The sequence below is a fragment of the Caulobacter ginsengisoli genome (assembly GCF_030814835.1).
GTDB lineage: Bacteria > Pseudomonadota > Alphaproteobacteria > Caulobacterales > Caulobacteraceae > Caulobacter > Caulobacter ginsengisoli.
The window spans coordinates 1-16,253 of sequence record NZ_JAUSVS010000008.1; the positions used below are offsets into that span (position 1 = coordinate 1).

The 16,253-nt window shown below is 70.2% G+C and carries 16 protein-coding genes; 1 reads left to right on the forward strand and 15 read right to left on the reverse strand.

Going from position 1 to position 16,253, the window contains the following annotated elements; genetic code table 11:
- Positions 1-214: 214 nt before the first annotated feature.
- The 5 genes from QO010_RS17485 to QO010_RS17505 all read right to left on the reverse strand — a co-directional run bounded on the left by QO010_RS17485 (position 215) and on the right by QO010_RS17505 (position 4,466).
- A complete protein-coding gene (locus QO010_RS17485) occupies positions 215-1,135 on the reverse strand; it encodes a hypothetical protein (RefSeq protein WP_307351266.1) in 921 nt (306 codons plus the stop codon).
- On the reverse strand, positions 1,132-2,040 hold the full coding sequence (locus tag QO010_RS17490) for a glycosyltransferase family 2 protein (RefSeq protein ID WP_307351268.1): 909 nt from the start codon (positions 2,038-2,040) through the stop codon (positions 1,132-1,134). The genes QO010_RS17485 and QO010_RS17490 overlap by 4 nt, the downstream gene beginning before the upstream one ends.
- A gap of 2 nt (positions 2,041-2,042) precedes the next feature.
- Complete coding sequence (locus QO010_RS17495; RefSeq protein WP_307351270.1) at positions 2,043-3,194, reverse strand: GNAT family N-acetyltransferase; 1,152 nt, start codon at positions 3,192-3,194, stop codon at positions 2,043-2,045.
- A gap of 103 nt (positions 3,195-3,297) precedes the next feature.
- Positions 3,298-3,792 carry a free L-methionine (R)-S-oxide reductase MsrC gene (gene msrC / locus QO010_RS17500; protein ID WP_307351653.1) on the reverse strand — a complete coding sequence of 165 codons (495 nt, stop codon included), beginning with the start codon at positions 3,790-3,792 and terminating at the stop codon, positions 3,298-3,300.
- Between the two features lie 44 nt (positions 3,793-3,836).
- Positions 3,837-4,466 carry a DUF3885 domain-containing protein gene (locus QO010_RS17505; RefSeq protein WP_307351272.1) on the reverse strand — a complete coding sequence of 210 codons (630 nt, stop codon included), beginning with the start codon at positions 4,464-4,466 and terminating at the stop codon, positions 3,837-3,839.
- Positions 4,467-4,541: 75 nt separating this feature from the next.
- Here QO010_RS17505 and QO010_RS17510 point away from each other — a divergent pair, with 75 nt between their 5' ends.
- Positions 4,542-4,961 carry a hypothetical protein gene (locus QO010_RS17510; protein ID WP_307351273.1) on the forward strand — a complete coding sequence of 140 codons (420 nt, stop codon included), beginning with the start codon at positions 4,542-4,544 and terminating at the stop codon, positions 4,959-4,961.
- On the opposite strand, the gene QO010_RS17515 is transcribed toward QO010_RS17510, so the two are convergent.
- Genes QO010_RS17515 through otsB form a run of 10 tightly spaced genes read right to left on the reverse strand, consistent with a single transcriptional unit; the run spans position 4,958 to position 16,249 of the window.
- Positions 4,958-5,821, reverse strand: coding sequence for a hypothetical protein (locus QO010_RS17515; protein ID WP_307351274.1), 864 nt, complete (start codon positions 5,819-5,821; stop codon positions 4,958-4,960). The genes QO010_RS17510 and QO010_RS17515 overlap by 4 nt on opposite strands.
- A 59-nt stretch (positions 5,822-5,880) precedes the next feature.
- The gene (locus QO010_RS17520) at positions 5,881-6,270 is read right to left on the reverse strand and encodes a RidA family protein (RefSeq protein ID WP_307351276.1); all 390 of its coding nucleotides are present in this window, start codon (positions 6,268-6,270) and stop codon (positions 5,881-5,883) included.
- The gene (locus tag QO010_RS17525; protein ID WP_307351278.1) at positions 6,267-7,853 is read right to left on the reverse strand and encodes an AMP-binding protein; all 1,587 of its coding nucleotides are present in this window, start codon (positions 7,851-7,853) and stop codon (positions 6,267-6,269) included. The genes QO010_RS17520 and QO010_RS17525 overlap by 4 nt, the downstream gene beginning before the upstream one ends.
- A gap of 4 nt (positions 7,854-7,857) precedes the next feature.
- Positions 7,858-8,667, reverse strand: a complete 810-nt coding sequence (locus QO010_RS17530; RefSeq protein ID WP_307351279.1) for an enoyl-CoA hydratase family protein — start codon at positions 8,665-8,667, stop codon at positions 7,858-7,860.
- Complete coding sequence (locus QO010_RS17535) at positions 8,664-9,167, reverse strand: MarR family winged helix-turn-helix transcriptional regulator (protein ID WP_307351281.1); 504 nt, start codon at positions 9,165-9,167, stop codon at positions 8,664-8,666. Before QO010_RS17535 ends, QO010_RS17530 begins: the two co-directional genes overlap by 4 nt.
- Positions 9,164-9,925 (reverse strand): SDR family NAD(P)-dependent oxidoreductase, encoded by a 762-nt coding sequence (locus QO010_RS17540; protein WP_307351283.1) that lies wholly within the window; start codon positions 9,923-9,925, stop codon positions 9,164-9,166. Before QO010_RS17540 ends, QO010_RS17535 begins: the two co-directional genes overlap by 4 nt.
- A complete protein-coding gene (locus QO010_RS17545; RefSeq protein WP_307351284.1) occupies positions 9,922-12,222 on the reverse strand; it encodes a bifunctional salicylyl-CoA 5-hydroxylase/oxidoreductase in 2,301 nt (766 codons plus the stop codon). The genes QO010_RS17540 and QO010_RS17545 overlap by 4 nt, the downstream gene beginning before the upstream one ends.
- A gap of 42 nt (positions 12,223-12,264) precedes the next feature.
- A complete protein-coding gene (otsA, locus tag QO010_RS17550; protein WP_307351286.1) occupies positions 12,265-13,692 on the reverse strand; it encodes an alpha,alpha-trehalose-phosphate synthase (UDP-forming) in 1,428 nt (475 codons plus the stop codon).
- The gene (locus QO010_RS17555) at positions 13,689-15,500 is read right to left on the reverse strand and encodes a glycoside hydrolase family 15 protein (protein WP_307351288.1); all 1,812 of its coding nucleotides are present in this window, start codon (positions 15,498-15,500) and stop codon (positions 13,689-13,691) included. Before QO010_RS17555 ends, otsA begins: the two co-directional genes overlap by 4 nt.
- Positions 15,497-16,249 (reverse strand): trehalose-phosphatase, encoded by a 753-nt coding sequence (gene otsB / locus QO010_RS17560; RefSeq protein ID WP_307351290.1) that lies wholly within the window; start codon positions 16,247-16,249, stop codon positions 15,497-15,499. The genes QO010_RS17555 and otsB overlap by 4 nt, the downstream gene beginning before the upstream one ends.
- Positions 16,250-16,253: the final 4 nt, after the last annotated feature.

The following is a 16,253-nucleotide window of genomic DNA, read 5'->3' on the forward strand; positions in this document are numbered from 1 at the left end:
ACCACTCCACCGACGGCCCGCCTGACGCTCAGAACGTCAGGCGGGCGTCCCGGAAGACAGCCTCACAATAACGGCAAGCCAACAGACAAGTGGGCCGTGGACCACACGGAGCTTCAGGATCGAGCACAGTCGGAGTTGGGCTTCGTTCGCCTGTGTGCGGGCTGAAGAGCCCACTCCACCACTTCGTGGTCCCCCTCGCCCAACGGGCGAGGAATTAGGCGGCGACGGCGTCCTTGGCCACGCCGGGAACACCTTCGGACAGATTGAAGCTGGGCGGCAGGATGCGCGGGTTGGGCTTGATCAGGCCGGCGGCCTTGGCGGCGCGGGCGACCAGCACCTTGGCCAGGTTGGCCGGACCGACGCCGCCCTTCAGGGCCGGGGTCCAGCCCAGCTTCCGGCGCAGAACCCCGTTGCCGTAGATGACGTTGGCGCGCAGCAGGGCCGGGGCGGTCATGAACTCGATGGAGAGCGAGACATTGAGCATCGGCCCGTTCTCGATGCGGTGCGGGGCGTTCTGTTTCCAGGTCACCATCGAGCCCGGCGTCAGGTCATAGACCGCAGCCCCGGCGTCCCAGGCCGGATTGAAGTCGAACTGCTCGGCGGTCTCGCGCAGCACGATCCTTTCCAGCGCCTCGGGCCCGACATAGGGCTCGGTGGGCGGATAGACCCAGACCCGCTTGTGGCCGCGGATCTGCCAGAGCGACACCAGCGGCACGTCCAGATGATAGAAGACCTGGGCGTTGGCCGAAGAGATCAGCACGCCGACATCCTGCTTGAAGGTCTTCACGCCCGTATTGGCCGCCTTGTCGGCGAAGATCTCGCCGCTCAGCGCAGCGTAGTCGTCGAGGAAGTCGTTGCAGGCCCGCAGGTTCAGCCAGATGCGGCCAGCCTTGGCGGCTTCTAGCAATTCCGCGCCCGACAGGTCGCCGGCCAGACCCCGCCGCCAGGACCGCCAGGCGACCGGGTCATCGCCCATGGTGAAGACGCCCAGATGTTCGCGCGGATAACGGTCGAGCAGGCTGGCCAGCCCGGCGTCGTCGAACATCGGCCGCTCGTGCAGGCGGTGGTTGAAGGCCAGATTGCCCTGGGTAAAGTCGCGCGCCTTGTCGGCCGACCAGTCGGTGATCACGCTCATGTCGTTCGCCCGTAGAAGCCGATCTTGAAGGGACCCCACCACAGGGTCTTGCCCAGCCCGCGCGCCGCCCGGTCCAGCGCCCAGGCGCGGTCGGGGGCCTGGATCACCCATTTGACGGCGGCGACCAGGCCGAACAGCGCGGCCTGCACCAGGCCAATGGCCATCCAGCGGGCCACGCCCAGCCGGTCGGCCCGCACGGCGGCGGCCGAGGACGGACCCTGGCCATAGGCGAAGGCGCGGGGGATGGCGTAGCGCAGTGAGAGGCGGTCCGGCACGGGGTCTTCCCAGACCCAGGCCTGCGGGGCCCAGGCGAAACGCGCGCCGGCGGCCTTCATCTGGCCGAACAGCATGTCGTCCTCGCCGCCGATGAAGTTGCGCAGGGCCGAGAAGGGTTTGACCGGATCGGGCAGGGCCGCGCGGCGGACCAGGCTGTCGCCGCAGCCGAAATAGTCGTCCATCAGCCCGGCTTCGGCGGGGCCGGGGCGCGAGAAGAAGGCTTCCAGATAGGGCCGGTGCAGGCGGACGGTGTCGGGCGCTCGGGCGCGGACGGGACCGAACACAGCATCCGCCTGAAACTCAGCCTGGACGGCCAACAGGGTGGCCAGCCAGTGCGGCGGGGCTTCCTCGTCGTCGTCCAGGAAGGCGATGAACTCGCCGTTCGCCACGGCCATGGCGGCGTTGCGGGCGTTGGCGACGCCGGCCACCGGCTCATGGACGTAGACAACCGGGAACGGCGCGGTCAGCGCCTCGACCGCCGCCTGGGCGGAGGGCTTGGCGTCGTTGTCCACCACCACCAGTTCCAGATCGGCGACATCGACACCCTGCTGGGCCACGACCGAGGCCATGGCCGTGGCCAGCCCTAAGGGCCGGCGCTGGGTGGGGATGATGATGCTGATCTTCGGCATGGCTATCCCAGTTCGCTCTCCACGACCGAGCGGCGGCGGCCCTGGGCCGCGACCGCCTCAACGAAGCCGCGCACGCGGCCGGCGGTGGTCAGTTCGGTGGTGGCGATGACATCCAGGCGCCGGCGCAGCTTGCCGACCGGCCCGGCCCGGCGGGCGCCGGCCAGGGTCCAGGCGCTCTCGACCCCGCCCGCCATGCGGCCGGCAGGGCTGGCGGCGGCGGCCAGGCCTTCGCCGACTTCGGCGCCCGGCAGGGCGTAGTGGCGCTTGTAGTGGTCCTGGCTGGGCCCCAGGTCATAGGTGGTCAGGCCCAGCTCCGGCATGGCGGCGATGGCGCGAGCCAGCACGGTGATGCCGGGCGACCAGGGCGCGAACTGCGGGTCCGTGGCGGCGATCCAGGGGTGATAGACCGCCCCCTGCCGCACGCCGAAATGCCCGCCGACCATCTGTTCGCCGGCATAGAGCATGACCAGCAGGCCCTGGGTGTCGCCCCGGCGCCGCTCGAAGAGATTACGCAGCAGGGCCCGCGTCCAGGTCGGCCGAAGGAAGTCGGCCAGGCCCGTGCGGGCCAGCTGGGCGCGCTTCCAGTCCAGCAGGGTCTCGAAGGCTTCGTCCGACAGGTCGCGGCCGACCAGGCGCAGCGGGCCGACCTCGCGGTCCAGCTTGCTGTCCAGGCGGCGGTAGTTCTTGAAGCGCTTGGGGCTGGCGGCGCGCAGGGCCTCCAGATAGTCGGGGGCGGATTGCTCCAGCTGGACCACGAAGCTGGGCGAGCGCTCGGCCACCGCGTCGGCGAAGACGCCATGCGGATCGACCAGGCCGGTGAAGCGGAAGGCTGAGATACCGGCCAGGGCCAGGGCCTGCGGTCCCTTCAGGCCCGCGTCGGCCGCGCCAACCAGGGCATGGTAGTCGGAAAACGGCGAGCCGATCGGCCGCGCCAGGCCGCCGGGCCGGCGATGATGGGGCAGAAAGCCGACCGGCCGGTGATCCCGGCGCCAGATCGCCACCCGGGCGTCGTCGCGCACCCGCCCGACCTCGAGCGCGAAGTCAGGGCCCAGCAGTGGGCTGGCGAACGCCGGATGGGCGGCGGCCAGGACCCGCCACGCGGAAAGATCCGCGCCGCTCAGGTCGCTCGGGTGAAGGGTTTCCGCCGTCAGCATCGCATCCGTCCTTACGCTGTCCCGGTTAGGGATTCGTGCAGACGGGGCAGCAAACCGCGGGCCAATGGTTAACGTGGCAAACGAAACCTTAACGGGCGACCCCTCAAGGGACGAGGAGGGCGGCGATCTTCTCCAGCCAGGCGGCGTCGGTCTCGTCAAAGGCGGCGAGGCGGTCGGAATCGACGTCCAGCACGGCGATCAGGGCGCCGGCCTTGTCGAACACGGGGACCACCACCTCGCTCTGCGAGCGGCCGTCGCAGGCGATGTGTCCCGGAAAGGCGTGCACATCTGGCACAAGCTGGGTCTGACCCGTCTCCGCCGCCGCCCCGCAGACCCCCCGCCCGAAGGCGATGCGCAGGCAGCCGAGCGTGCCCTGATAGGGGCCAACCACCAGTTCCCGGTCCCTGTCCGGGTCGACCACATAGAAGCCGGTCCAGAAATAGTCGTCGAAACTGGCCGCCAGCATCGAGGCCACCGTGGCCATTCGCGCGGTCAGGTTGGGCTCGCCGTCCAGCACGGCGGCGATCTCCTCGAGGAGTTCGGCATAGCGGGTCACCCGGTCGGCGGAGAGGGTCTTGTCGTTGAAGGCTTCGGCCATGGCGCGGATATAGGCCCGATCGGCGGCCCGCGGGAGGCCCATCGTCAGCTGTCCTTTGCACCGAACCGCTGGCCCATCAGCCAATCCGGAAACCGGGCGGCCAGCGGCCCGATGACCGACGCATCCGCCGCCACCACGTCCATTCCCCGGTCGTCATAGGGCCAGACGGCCACGCGTCTTTCGAAATCCACCAGATAGACGCCGCTCAGGCCGGATACCCTGGGGTGGACCCCCATGTCCGTGGCCAGCGGGGTCCACAGCAGCCGGGCGAAATCCGCGGCGTCCGGCGCCATGACGGCTTCGTGCAGGATGCAAATACCGACCTGGTCCTCTTCCATCCGGACGTCATCGCTCGCCATGGGGCGGACTTCGTGTCGGAAAAAGCTGTGTTCGAAACCGACCCCGGCAAGTCCTTCGAAAATTGGAGACTCGTGAGGCGCGCTCCCCTGATCGGCGAACTCCCGGGCGATGACCGTGATTTCCGTGCGGTCGGCGAACAGGGCGGCCAGAACGGCCCTCGCCCGGTCCATTGCCGTCAGGAACCGCGCCGGTCCGCCGCGCGTGTCGCCGGCCAGCTCGAAGCGGAGGGCGAAATCGAACTCGAAGAACAGGCCGTCCGGAAACGCCGGAACGCCGAACGCCTCCTGAAGTCTCTCGGACAGGCTGCTATCCATCGACGCCCCAAAATCTCGCGATAGGTCCGATATAGGCGGGATTGACGCCGCCGGGGAGAGGTCCATCGTCCACCGATGCGCGCCGCCCTGGCCCTCGCCTTCCTGCTCCTGCCCGCCGCCGCCCAGGCCGCCGCTCGACCGGCTCAGGCCGAGATCGTCGTCCAGGACGCCCGCGAGCCGGATCAGGCCAACCTGGACCTCGATGTGATGGACGGCCGACGGATTGCCTTCCACTTGAGTTGCCGGGGCGATGGCAGGACGGTGCGCTGTGTTCTCGTCCGCAGAGGCGCGCCGGTCGCCGGCATCGGCCTCGATCCGGACGCCGTCCTGGCGGGCGGCGCCCGCCAGACGGCCTGCCGGGCGGAGGGCGTCCAGCTGACCCTTTCAGTTAGCGACCTCATCCAGACCCTGCCCGCCCCTGTCGCCGACGGCTACCATCTGCGGGTCGCGGTCGCGCCAGCCGCCGCCAGCCAGGCGCCGCTCTGCCGCCTCTAGTCGTAGGCGGTGATGGTGAATTCGAGAGCCATCGCGCGGATTTCCAGGAGATCCAGGTCGTCCGGCGCCGAGGGCGGGTTGCGTGGGCCGTAGTCCTGGCCATTCTGCAGCAGGGCGCGGACGCGCACGGTCCAGACCGACTGCTCGTTCGCGCCGCCGGCCTGGAGGAACTCGCCTTCGACACAGGTCAGTTCCGGGGCGTCCGGGCAGGGCTTGCGGCTGACCGACATCAGGCTCGCGAGCTTGAGCCCGGCCAGCGTCGCGACAGGCTGGGCGCAACGCTCCGGCCCTTTGTCGGAGATGGAGACACAGGTCGGGACAACCGGCCCGCCGGCGGCGTCGATCGCGTGCTGCAGCACCCGCGCGCCCTGCCAGGCCGCATAGTCGTCGTCAGCACGGAAGAAGCCGACCTGGCCCATGTCGGCCGACTCGGTGGGCAACACCCGGCCAGCGATGCGGCAGTTGGCTGGTTTGTCGCGGTGACCCTTCTTGGCCGGCTCAAGGCTGCCGACCACCTTGTAGGCTTGAGAACTCCCCAGCGGCGCGCCCGGCCTTTCGGCGTCGGCCGACCAGCCGATGCTAACCCACGCGACGGTCGCCTCGCACAGGCCTGGATGCCCCGATACCCACGGCCGGGTGGCGAACATCAAACTCGTGATCGGCTGCTGCCCGAACATCCCGGAGAAGGTCGGCCGCTCGACCTCGACAAAGGCGGGGCCTAGCGCCTTGAGCGCGTCGCGGGCAAGAACCTGCGGGTCGTCCTTCAGCGCCCGCGCCCGGTCGGGTGCGCCGGCGGCCAGGGCGGCGGCGGGCGGCAGGGCCAGCACCAGGGAGAGAATCAGCGGAGCGAGGCGTTTCATGGCCCTATGATTTCACCCAAAATCGGCGTCAGGCCACCGCCGCCGGCGCCCTGCTCCTGTCAGCTGATGACCGCCGTCGTCTCGATCTCGATCCGCGCGGCGTCCTCGATCAGCCCCTTCACCTCGACCACCGCCATCGCCGGATAGTGGGGTCCGACCAGCTCGCGCCAGGCGGCGCCGATCTCGCGCAGGGCGGCCAGGTATTCGCGCTTGTCGACGACATACCAGGTCATGCGGACGATATGCTCGGGCCCCGCCCCGCCCTCGGCCAGCACGGCCAGGGTGTTGGCGAGGGTCTGGCGGAACTGGGCCGCGAAGCCGTCCGGGAAGGCGCCGGCCTCATCCCAGCCGATCTGGCCGGCGACGAAGACCATCCGCCCCTCGGCGGCGATGCCGTTGGAGTAGCCCTTTGGCCGGGGCCAGCCTTCGGGGAGCAGGACCCGGTTCATGGCGTCTCCTTGAGCCGGAAGCGTTGCAGCTTGCCGGTCTGGGTCTTGGGCAGGGCGTCCGTGAACTCCACGGCGCGGGGATATTTGTAGGGGGCGATGACGCTTTTGACGAAGGCCTGCAGTTCGGCCTTGAGCTCGGCCGAGGGCTCTGTGTCGGGGTTGAGCACGACGAAGGCCTTGCAGATCTGGCCGCGCTCGGGGTCGGGCGCGCCGATCACCGCCGCCTCGCAGACGGCCGGGTGGCGCATCAGGGCGTTCTCCACCTCCGGCGCGCCGATGTTGTAGCCGGCCGAGATGATCATGTCGTCGGCCCGGGCGACGAACCAGAAATAGCCCTCGGCGTCGAGGCGGTAGACATCGCCGGTCAGGTTCCAGCCGTCCTGGACATAGGCCCGCTGCCGCTCGTCGGCCAGGTAGCGGCAACCGGTCGGGCCGCGAACGGCCAGTCGGCCGGTCTCGCCGGCGCCGAGCGGCGCGCCGGCCTCGTCGATGATGCGGGCCTCAAAGCCCGGCACCGGCTTGCCGGTGGCCCCGGGGCGGATGTCCTCGCCCCGGGCCGAGATGAACACATGGAAGAGCTCGGTGGAGCCGATGCCGTCGATGATCCGCACGCCGGTCGCCTCATGCCAGGCGTCGGAGGTGGCGGCCGGCAGCGGCTCGCCGGCCGAGACGCAGGTCCTCAGGCTCGAGAGGTCATGCTGGCCGGCCAGCCTCAGCAGGGCGCGATAGCCGGTGGGGGCGGTGAACAGGGCGGTGGCGCGGCGGCGTTCGATGGTCTGAGCCAGGGCCTCGAAGCCCGGGCGCTCGGCCAGTGCGGTGGCCGCGCCGGCGGCGGCGGGGAAGACCACCAGCCCGCCCAGGCCGAAGGTGAAGGCAATGGGCGGGGTGCCGACCACGATGTCAGCGGGGGTCAGCCGCAGGATGTGGCGGCCGAAGGTGTCGGTCAGGGCCAGGATATCGCGATGGAAGTGGACGCAGCCCTTGGGCCGGCCGGTCGTCCCGGAGGTGAAGGCGATCAGGGCCGGATCGTCTGCCGCCGTCGCTATCGCCGCGAACCCTGCCGGCTGGCGGGCGGCGGCGGCCTGGAAGGCGTCGCCGTCCATGACCTGGGCCGGGGCCGAGCCGGTGGTCGCCTCGGTCAGCGCGGCATCGACCAGGGCGTGGCTGATGCGGGCCTTGTCGATGACCGTGGCCAGTTCGCCGGCCCGCAGCATCGGCATGGTGGCCACCACCACCCCGCCGGCCTTGAGGATGGCGAACCAGGCGGCGATGACCCAGGCGCTGTTGGGGCCGTGCAGCAGCACCCGGGCGCCAGGAATCAGGCCCATCTCATCGGTCAGCACCCGGGCCATCCGGTCGGAAAGGGCGTCGACCTCGCCCCAGGTCAGGTCGCCGGCGGCCGACAGCAGCGCCGGGCCGTCCGGTCCGGCGGCTTCCATGGCGCGGCGCAGCAGCTCGACGGCGGCGTTCAACTTGCCGGACCAGGCCAGTTCGGGCCGCTCGAAGACCAGGGTTGGCCACTGGTCCCGCGGCGGCAGGTTGTCGAGGACGAACCGGTCCTGGTGCGCCGACCCGCCGGTCATGGCTTCAATTCCCCTCGAAGACCGGCGCCCGCTTGGCGGCGAAGGCCTCGTAGGCGCGGCGGAAGTCGGCGGTCTGCATGCAGATGGCCTGGGCCTGGGCCTCGGCCTCGATGGCCGCGTCCAGCCCCATGTCCCATTCGACATTGAGCTGGGTCTTGGTCATGCCGTGGGCGAAGGTCGGGCCGGCGGCCAGGCTCAGCGCCAGTTCGCGGGCGGCGTCCATCAGCGCCTCGGGCTCGACCAGGCGGTTGTGGAAGCCCCAGCGTTCGCCCTCCTCGGCGGTCATCGTCCGGCCGGTGAACAGCAGTTCGCTGGCCCGGCCCTGGCCGATCAGCCGGGGCAGGATGGCGCAGGCCCCCATGTCGCAGCCGGCCAGACCCACCCGGGTGAACAGGAAGGCCGTCTTGGTCCGGGCCGTGGCCAGGCGGATGTCGGAGGCCATGGCCAGGATGGCCCCCGCCCCGGCGCAGACCCCGTCGAGGGCGGCGATGATCGGCTGGGGGCAGGCGCGGATGGCCTTGACCAGGTCGCCGGTCATGTGGGTGAAGGCCAGCAGCTCCGGCATCGCCATGCGGGTCAGCGGCCCGATGATTTCGTGCACGTCGCCGCCGGAGGAGAAGTTGCCCCCTGCCCCGCTGAGGACTGCCACCTTGCAGTCCTCGGCCTGGGCCAGGCCGCGGAACAGGTCGCGCATCTCGGCATAGGATTCGAAGGTCAGCGGGTTCTTCCGCTCCGGGCGGTTGAGGGTCAGGGTCCCCACCCCATCCTGCACGGACCACAGGAAATGCTGCGCCTGGTACTGGCTCGCCTTCATCGGCTCGGTTCCTTGTGGGTGGTGGCCTGCAGCGAGCGCTTGGTGCGCTCCAGCAGGCGGGTCAGGTCCTCGGCCTCGCCGACGGTCAGGTCGGCGAACAGGGCTTCGATCCAGCCTTCATGGGCGGCGGCCATTTCGGAAAAGCGCGCCTGGCCCAGCGCGGTCAGCCGCACCCGCTGGACGCGGCGGTCGGCGCCGGCGACGCCCTCGATCATGCCGTCGGCCCTCAGCCGGGCGGCCAGGCCCGTGACGTTGCCGTTGCTGACCATCAGCATGCGCGAGACCTCGCCCATGGTCAGGCCCTCCGCCCCGGCCCGGTCGAGGGCCGAGAGCATGTCGAAGCGCGGCAGGGTGGAGTCGAACTCGTCGCGCAGGCGCTGGGAGATGCGCTGCTCGATGGCCGTGGAACAGGTCAGCAGCCGCAGCCACAGGCGCAGGGAGCGCTTGCCGTCCGGGGCGCCGCCCAGGCGGTCGGGCAGGAGGGGCTGGACCGCGCTCACAGCTCGCCCCCGGCCACCGGAATGGCGGCGCCGTTGATCGCCGAGGCCTCCGGACCGCACAGCCACAACACCGTGGCGGCCACCTCGTCCGGGGTGATCAGCCGGCCCAGCGGGTTGGAGGCGAAGAGCGCCGCCTTGGCCTCCTCGGGATCGCGACCGGACTTGCCGACGATGACCTCCACGGAGCGGGCGACCAGGTCGGTGTCGGTGAAGCCCGGGCAGACGGCGTTGACCGTGACCCCCTTGGTCGCCACCTCCAGCCCCAGCGCCCGGGTCAGGCCGACCAGTCCATGCTTGGCGGCGACATAGGCGGAGACATACGGGTAGCCCTTGAGACCGGCCGTCGAGGCGATGTTGACGATCCGGCCCCAGCCGGCGGCCAGCATGGCCGGCAGCAGCAGGCGGGCGGCAGTCGCCGGAGCTTCCAGATTGAGGGCGAGCATGGCGCGCAGGTCCTCGGCCGAGGTCTTGAGGAAGGGCGCTGAAGACGCCGCGCCAGCGTTGTTGACCAGGATATCCACCGGACCGAACCGGCCCTGCCCTGTCGCGATCGCCGCGGCCAGGGCTTCGGCGTCGGTGACGTCGGCGGGCGCGACCTGAGCGTCAGCGCCGATCAGCGCCGCCGTCTCCTCCAGCGCCCCCGACCGGCGGCCGACCAGGGTGACGCGGCAGCCGGCGGCCGCCAGCTTCAGGGCGCTGGCCCGGCCGATGCCGCCGCCCGCCCCGGTGACCAGGACGTGTCGTCCCCGCAGGTTCATACCGGCCCTCCCTGCTGCTGGCGTTCCAGGTTGCGGGCCAGCTGGGCGAAGCCGGCCAGGTACTGGATCGGCGGCGGGGCGCCGAACCAGCCCTGCTCGGCGGCCGCTCGCAGCGTCCAGTTGGGATCGGCCAGGTGCGGCCGGGCCAGGGCGCAGAGGTCGGCCCGGCCGGCGGCCAGGATCGAGTTGACGTGGTCGGTCTCGTAGATGTTGCCCACCGCCATGGTCGCCACCCCCGCCTCGTTGCGGATCCGGTCGCTCAAGGGGGTCTGGAACATGCGGCCATAGACCGGCTGGGCGTCGGGCGAGGTCTGGCCAGCCGAGACGTCGATCAGGTCGCAGCCGGCGTCGGCGAAGGCCCGGGCGATGGTCACCGAATCCTGCGGCGACAGCCCCTCCTCCACCCAGTCGGTGGCCGAGAGCCGAACCGACATCGGCCGCTCGTCCGGCCAGGCGGCGCGCATGGCGGCGAACACCTCCAGCGGAAAGCGCAGGCGGTTCTCGACCGAGCCGCCGTAGTCGTCCGTCCGGCGGTTCGACAGCGGGGTGAGGAAGGAACTCAGCAGATAGCCGTGAGCGCAGTGCAGCTCGACCATGTCGAAACCGGCCTGGGCGGCCAGGCCCACGGCGCGGACGAAATCGTCCCGCACCCGGTCCATGTCGGCGCGGGTCATCTCGCGTGGCGTCTGGTCCTGGTCCGACCAGGGGATGGCCGAGGGGGCGATCAGCTCCCAGCCGCCCTGCAGCAGCGGCTGGTCGGCGCGCGGTCCCCAGGGCCGCTCGACCGAGCCCTTGCGGCCGGCATGGGCCAGCTGCAGGGCGATGCGGGCGCCCTGGCCGTGCACGAAGTCGACGATCCGCTTCCAGGCGTCGCGGTGCTCGGGGGCGTACATGCCGGCGCAGCCGGGGGTGATGCGGCCGTCGGCCGAGACGTCGGTCATCTCGGTGAACACCAGCCCGGCCCCGCCCAGCGCCCGGCCGCCCAGATGCACCAGGTGGAAGTCACCCACCGTGCCCTCGGTCGCCGAATACATGCACATCGGCGAGACCACGACGCGGTTGGGCAGGGTCAGGCCGCGCAGGGTCAGGGGCGCGAACATCGGCGGCGGTGGCCGGTTCTTCGGCGCCGCCCCGGCGGTCTCGGCGAACCAACGCTCGACCCCGGTCAGGAAGTCGCCGTCGCGCAGCCGCAGGTTCTCGTGGCTGACCCGTTGGCTGCGGGTCAGCAGGCTGTAGGCGAACTGCAGCGGGTCCAGGTTGGTGTAGCGCTCCAGGCTCTCGAACCATTCGGTGGAGTTGCGCGCCGCGCTCTGCAGCTTCAGCACCTCGACCCGGCGCTCCATCTCATAGTCGGTGAGATTGGCGTCCAGCTCGCCCGCGTCGGTCAAGGCCTGGGCCAGGCGGATGGCGTCCTCGAAGGCAAGCTTGGTGCCCGAGCCGATGGAGAAGTGGGCGGTGTGGGCCGCATCGCCCATCAGCACCAGCCGGCCGTCGCGCCAAGTCGAACAGGCCACTCGCGGGAAGTTCAGCCAGGCCGAGCCGCGCAGATGCCGCGCATTGCTCATCAGGGCGTGGCCGTCCAGCCAGTCGGCAAACAGCGCCTCGGCCGCCCGGCAGGTCTGGTCCTGGTCCATGGCGTCGAAACCCAGGCCCCGCCAGGTCGCCTCCGAGCACTCGACGATGAAGGTCGAGCCGCCCTCCTCGAAGCGATAGGCATGGGCCCAGATCCAGCCGTGCGATGTCTCGACGAAGGCGAAGGTGAAGGCGTCGAAGGCCTTGGTCGTGCCCAGCCAGATGTATTTGTTGGCCCGCACGTCGATATCGACGCCGAACACCTGCGGCCGCTCGTTGCGCGCGCGGCTGTTCAGCCCGTCGGCCGCCACGACGATGTCGGCGTCCAGGGCCAGGGCGTCCTCGACCTCGCTCTGGAAGCGCAGATCGACGTCCAACGAGCGGGCGCGATCCTGCAGGATGGAGAGCAGCCGTTGGCGGCCTATCCCGGCGAAGCCGTGGCCGCCGGAGCGGATGGTCTGGCCATGGATATGGACGTCGATGTCGTCCCAGTGGACGAAGCCGGCCTCGATGGCGGCGGCGGTCTCCGGGTCATTGGCCTTCAGATTGGCCAGGGTCTGGTCGGAGAACACCACGCCCCAGCCAAAGGTGTCGTCCGGCCGGTTGCGCTCATGGACCACCACGCTCAGCGAAGGGTCGCGCAGCTTCAGCGAGATGGCGAGATACAGCCCGCCCGGCCCGGCGCCCACGACGGCGATGCTTCTGACGGCTCGTTCCGGCGACATGTTTTAAGCTTAAAATGATTGACCCGAGTCGTCCAGCGCCGTTCAGGCCACCGCCTGGTGGCCGTCCTCCGGCTTGTCGCCGTTGGCGGCCTCGGGCGGCGGTCCGCGCAGCGCCGCCACGAAGCGGTCGCGCCAGGCGTTGACGTCGTCGCGCTTCACACCCTCCAGCAGCCGCTCCCAGCGCATGCGGCGCTTGGTCAGCGGCATGGCCAGCGCGCGGCGGATGGCGTCGCTCATGTCCTCGCGGCTGAAGGGGTTGACCAGCACCGCGTCGGTCATCTGGTCGGCGGCCCCGGCGAAGCGGGAAAGGATCAGCACGCCGGGGTCCTCGGGGTCCTGGGCGGCGACGAATTCCTTGGCGACCAGGTTCATGCCGTCGCGCAGCGGGGTGACCAGGGCGACGTCGGCGGCGCGATAGATGCCGGCCAGCTGGTCGCGCCGGTAGCCGCGGTTCACATAGCGGATCGGCACCCAGTCGACGGTGGCGAACTCGCCATTGATGCGGCCGGCCACGCCGTCCAGGCGGTGGCGGATTTCCTGATAGGCCTCGACCTCGTCGCGGCTGGGGGTGGCGATCTGCAGCAGGAAAACGTCCTCCTGCTGCTCGGGATGATCGATCAGGAACTGCTCGTAGGCCAGGAACCGCTCCTCCAATCCCTTGCTGTAGTCCAGCCGGTCGACCCCCAGCACCATCCGCCGGCCGGCCAGGCTGGTCTGCATCCGGTCGAACTGCTGGGTGGCTTCGTCGGATTTCGCCGCCTCGATGAAGCCCTGGGCGTCGATGCCGATCGGGAAGGAATCCACCTGGACGGTGTGGTCGAAGGCGGTCAGCCGGCCCGGCCCGGCGACCGACCCGTGCGCCTCGTGGATCACATAGTCCTCGAAGGCCTCGCGGTTGTCCTCGGTCTGGAAACCGATGACGTCATAGTCGAACAGGGTCTCCACCAGCGCCCGGTGCTTGGGCAGCGTGGTCAGCAGCCGCCGGGCCGGCCAGGGGATGTGCAGGAAGAAGCCGATACGGTTCTTCACCCCCAGCTTGCGCAGCTCCCGGGCCATGGGGATCAGGTGATAGTCGTGGACCCAGATCAGGTCGTCCGGCTCGAGCAGCGGGACCAGGGTCTCGGCGAAGCGGCGGTTGACCCGGGCATAGCCCTCGTCGAACGAGCGCTCGTAGCTGGTCAGGTCGGTGCGGTAGTGGAACAGCGGCCAGAGCGTCTTGTTGGCGTAGCCGTTGTAGTATTCCAGCCGGTCCTGTTCCTCGAGATCGACCAGGGCGATGGTCACCCCGCCGACCCTCTGCATGCGGATCTGGCCGGTGAAATGCTCGGTGGTCTCGCCGCTCCAGCCGAACCAGACGCCGCTGTATTCGCGCAGCGCCGCGGCCAGGGCCATGGCCAGCCCGCCGGTGGAGCCCAGTCCGGGGTCCGCTGGCGGATTCACGCGATTGGAAACCACGATCAGTCGGCTCATCTGACCGAACTCCAGGGTCGGCTGAGCAGGACGGCGCAGTTGATCAGCCCGACCAGGCTGTAGGTCTGTGGATAGTTGCCCCAGAGCTCGCCGCCCTCGAAGGCGATGTCTTCGGAGAGCAGGCCGGCGCGGGTGCGGCGGTTGAGCATCTCGACGAACAGCTCGCGGGCCTCCTCGTCGCGTCCGACCAGTTTGAGGGCCTCGATGAACCAGAAGGTGCAGAAGTTGAACGCCGTCTCGGGCCGGCCGAAGTCGTCGGGGTTGGAATAGCGCAGGAAGTAGGAACCTTTGCGCAGGTCGGCTTCCAGGCCCTTGAGGGTGGCCAGGTGGCGGGGGTCGTCGGGCTTGATGAAGCGCAGGTCGATGAGCTGCAGCAGGCTGGCGTCGGTTTCCTCGCCGCCGAAACTGGCGGCGAACCGTCCGACATCGGCGTTCCAGGCGTCCTTTTCGATGCGGGCCCGGATGGTCTTGGCGCGGTTGTTCCACAGCTCGGCGCGGTCGGGCAGGCCCAGCACCTCGGCGGCGTTGCCCAGCCGGTCGCAGGCGGCCCAGCACATGACGGCCGAATAGGTGTGGATGCTGGCCCGGGTGCGGAATTCCCACAGGCCCGCGTCCGGCTGGTCGTGCAGGGCGAAGGCCTGTTCGCCCACCTCCTCCAGCGCCTCGAAATCGGCCATCGAGCCGCGCCGCAGCAGCCGCTCGTCGAAAAAGGCGTGGACGCTGGAGAGCACGATCTGGCCATAGACGTCGAACTGGTCGTGCTCGGAGGCCTGGTTGCCGACCCGGACCGGGCCCATGCCGCGATAACCGGCCAGGTCCGGGGCGGTGCGCTCGGTCAGCCGGGCCTCGTAGCCCACGCCATAGACCGGCTGGATGCGGCCGCCGCCCGCCTGGGAGACGATGTTGCGCAGGTAGCCGAGGTAGTTCTCCAGAATGTCCATCGCCCCCAGGCGCGTCAGGGCCTGGATCACGTAATAGGCGTCGCGCAGCCAGCAGTAGCGGTAATCCCAGTTGCGCCCCGACCCCGCCGATTCCGGCAGCGAGGTGGTCATCGCCGCGATGATCGCCCCGGTCTCCTCATAGACGCAGAGCTTCAGCCCGATGGCGGCGCGGATCACCGCCGACTGCCAGTCGAGCGGGATGGCCAGGGTGCGCACCCATTCGCGCCAATAGGCCTCGGTGCGGCTGAGCATATGGCGCGCCCCGGCCTCGATCTCGCCGCCGAACGGCTCGTCCGGGCCCAGGAAAAAGGCCAGGTCCTGCTCCAGCCGGAAGGTCCGCTCGTCGGCGATATGGCTGACCGGGCAGTTGGTCGACAGCCGCAGGGTGAGGTTGGAACAATCATAGCGGATGTGATTGGAGCCGGCGGTGGCCTGGGCGGGATACCCGCCGTAGTCGCAGGTTGGCCGCAGCCGCACGGTGATCCGGGGCGAACCCTTCAGCGGCCGGACCATGCGCACGTAGGCGGTGGGGCGATAGATGCGGTCGAGCTGGCGATAGCGCGGACAGAAGTCGAGAATCTCCACCGACGCGCCATGGCTGTCGGTCAGTTCGGTGCGCAGGATGGCGGTGTTGGGTAGGTAGGCCTGGGTGCTCGACACGCCGTCGGCCAGGGTGATGGTCCAGCAGCCCCGAGCTTCAGCGGCGTCGGCCGGAGCGTCATTGAGCAGGGCGCAGAACAGCGGATCGCTGTCGGGCCGAGGCGCGCAGGCCCAGACGAACGCGCCCTCTGCATCGACCAGGGCGCTGACCGTGCAGTTGCCGATCGGCGAGAGATCGACATTGGCGGGCGAAATGATGCCGGTCATGCGCGGACGATCTCCTGCAGCCAGGCCAAGACAGCCTCCACGTCCGCGAGACGGCGGCTGGCCGCCGTCTCGCGCGCCGGCCCTACCAGAACGCCCATCCCACCGCTCCGTTCGACAAAGGCGAAGGCGTCTTCGTCAGTCAGGTCGTCGCCGACGAACACCGGCCGGCAGCCCGCGAAGGGCGGCTCGGCCAGGAAGGCGGCCACGGCGTCGCCCTTGTCGGGACCAGGCGTGCGCAGTTCGACGACGCAGCTGCCCGCCTGCAGCGTCAGGCCTGTCCGATCCGCCAGGCGCCGGGCCAGGCCGATGGCGCGGTTCTCGAAGTCCGGGGCGCCGCGATAGTGCAGGGCGACGCTGGCGCCCTTGTCCTCGACCAGCAGGCCCGGCGCGCCAGCCGCAAGCCGCTGGAAGTCCGCGCGGACCTGGTCCAGGGCCGGATGAACGGGCGCCGCGAAGCGGGCGCCCAATGCCGATCGGCGTTCCAGGCCGTGGATTCCGGACACCGCAGCGACGGCGCTCTCCAGGATGCGGTCGATGTCGTCGATGGTCCGCCCGCTGATCACCGCCAGGCGACCGCCGAGGCGCTCGGCCGTCCGCGCCAGAAGCCGGTTGCGGCGGGTGTCGATTCCGACGTCTTGCGGCCGCGGCGCGATCGGGCTCAGGGTGCCATCCAGATCGAGGAACAGGGCCTCGCCGCCGGACAACGGATCGGGGCGGGTAAGATGCGCAACGGTCTCAGCGAGGCTCATGACA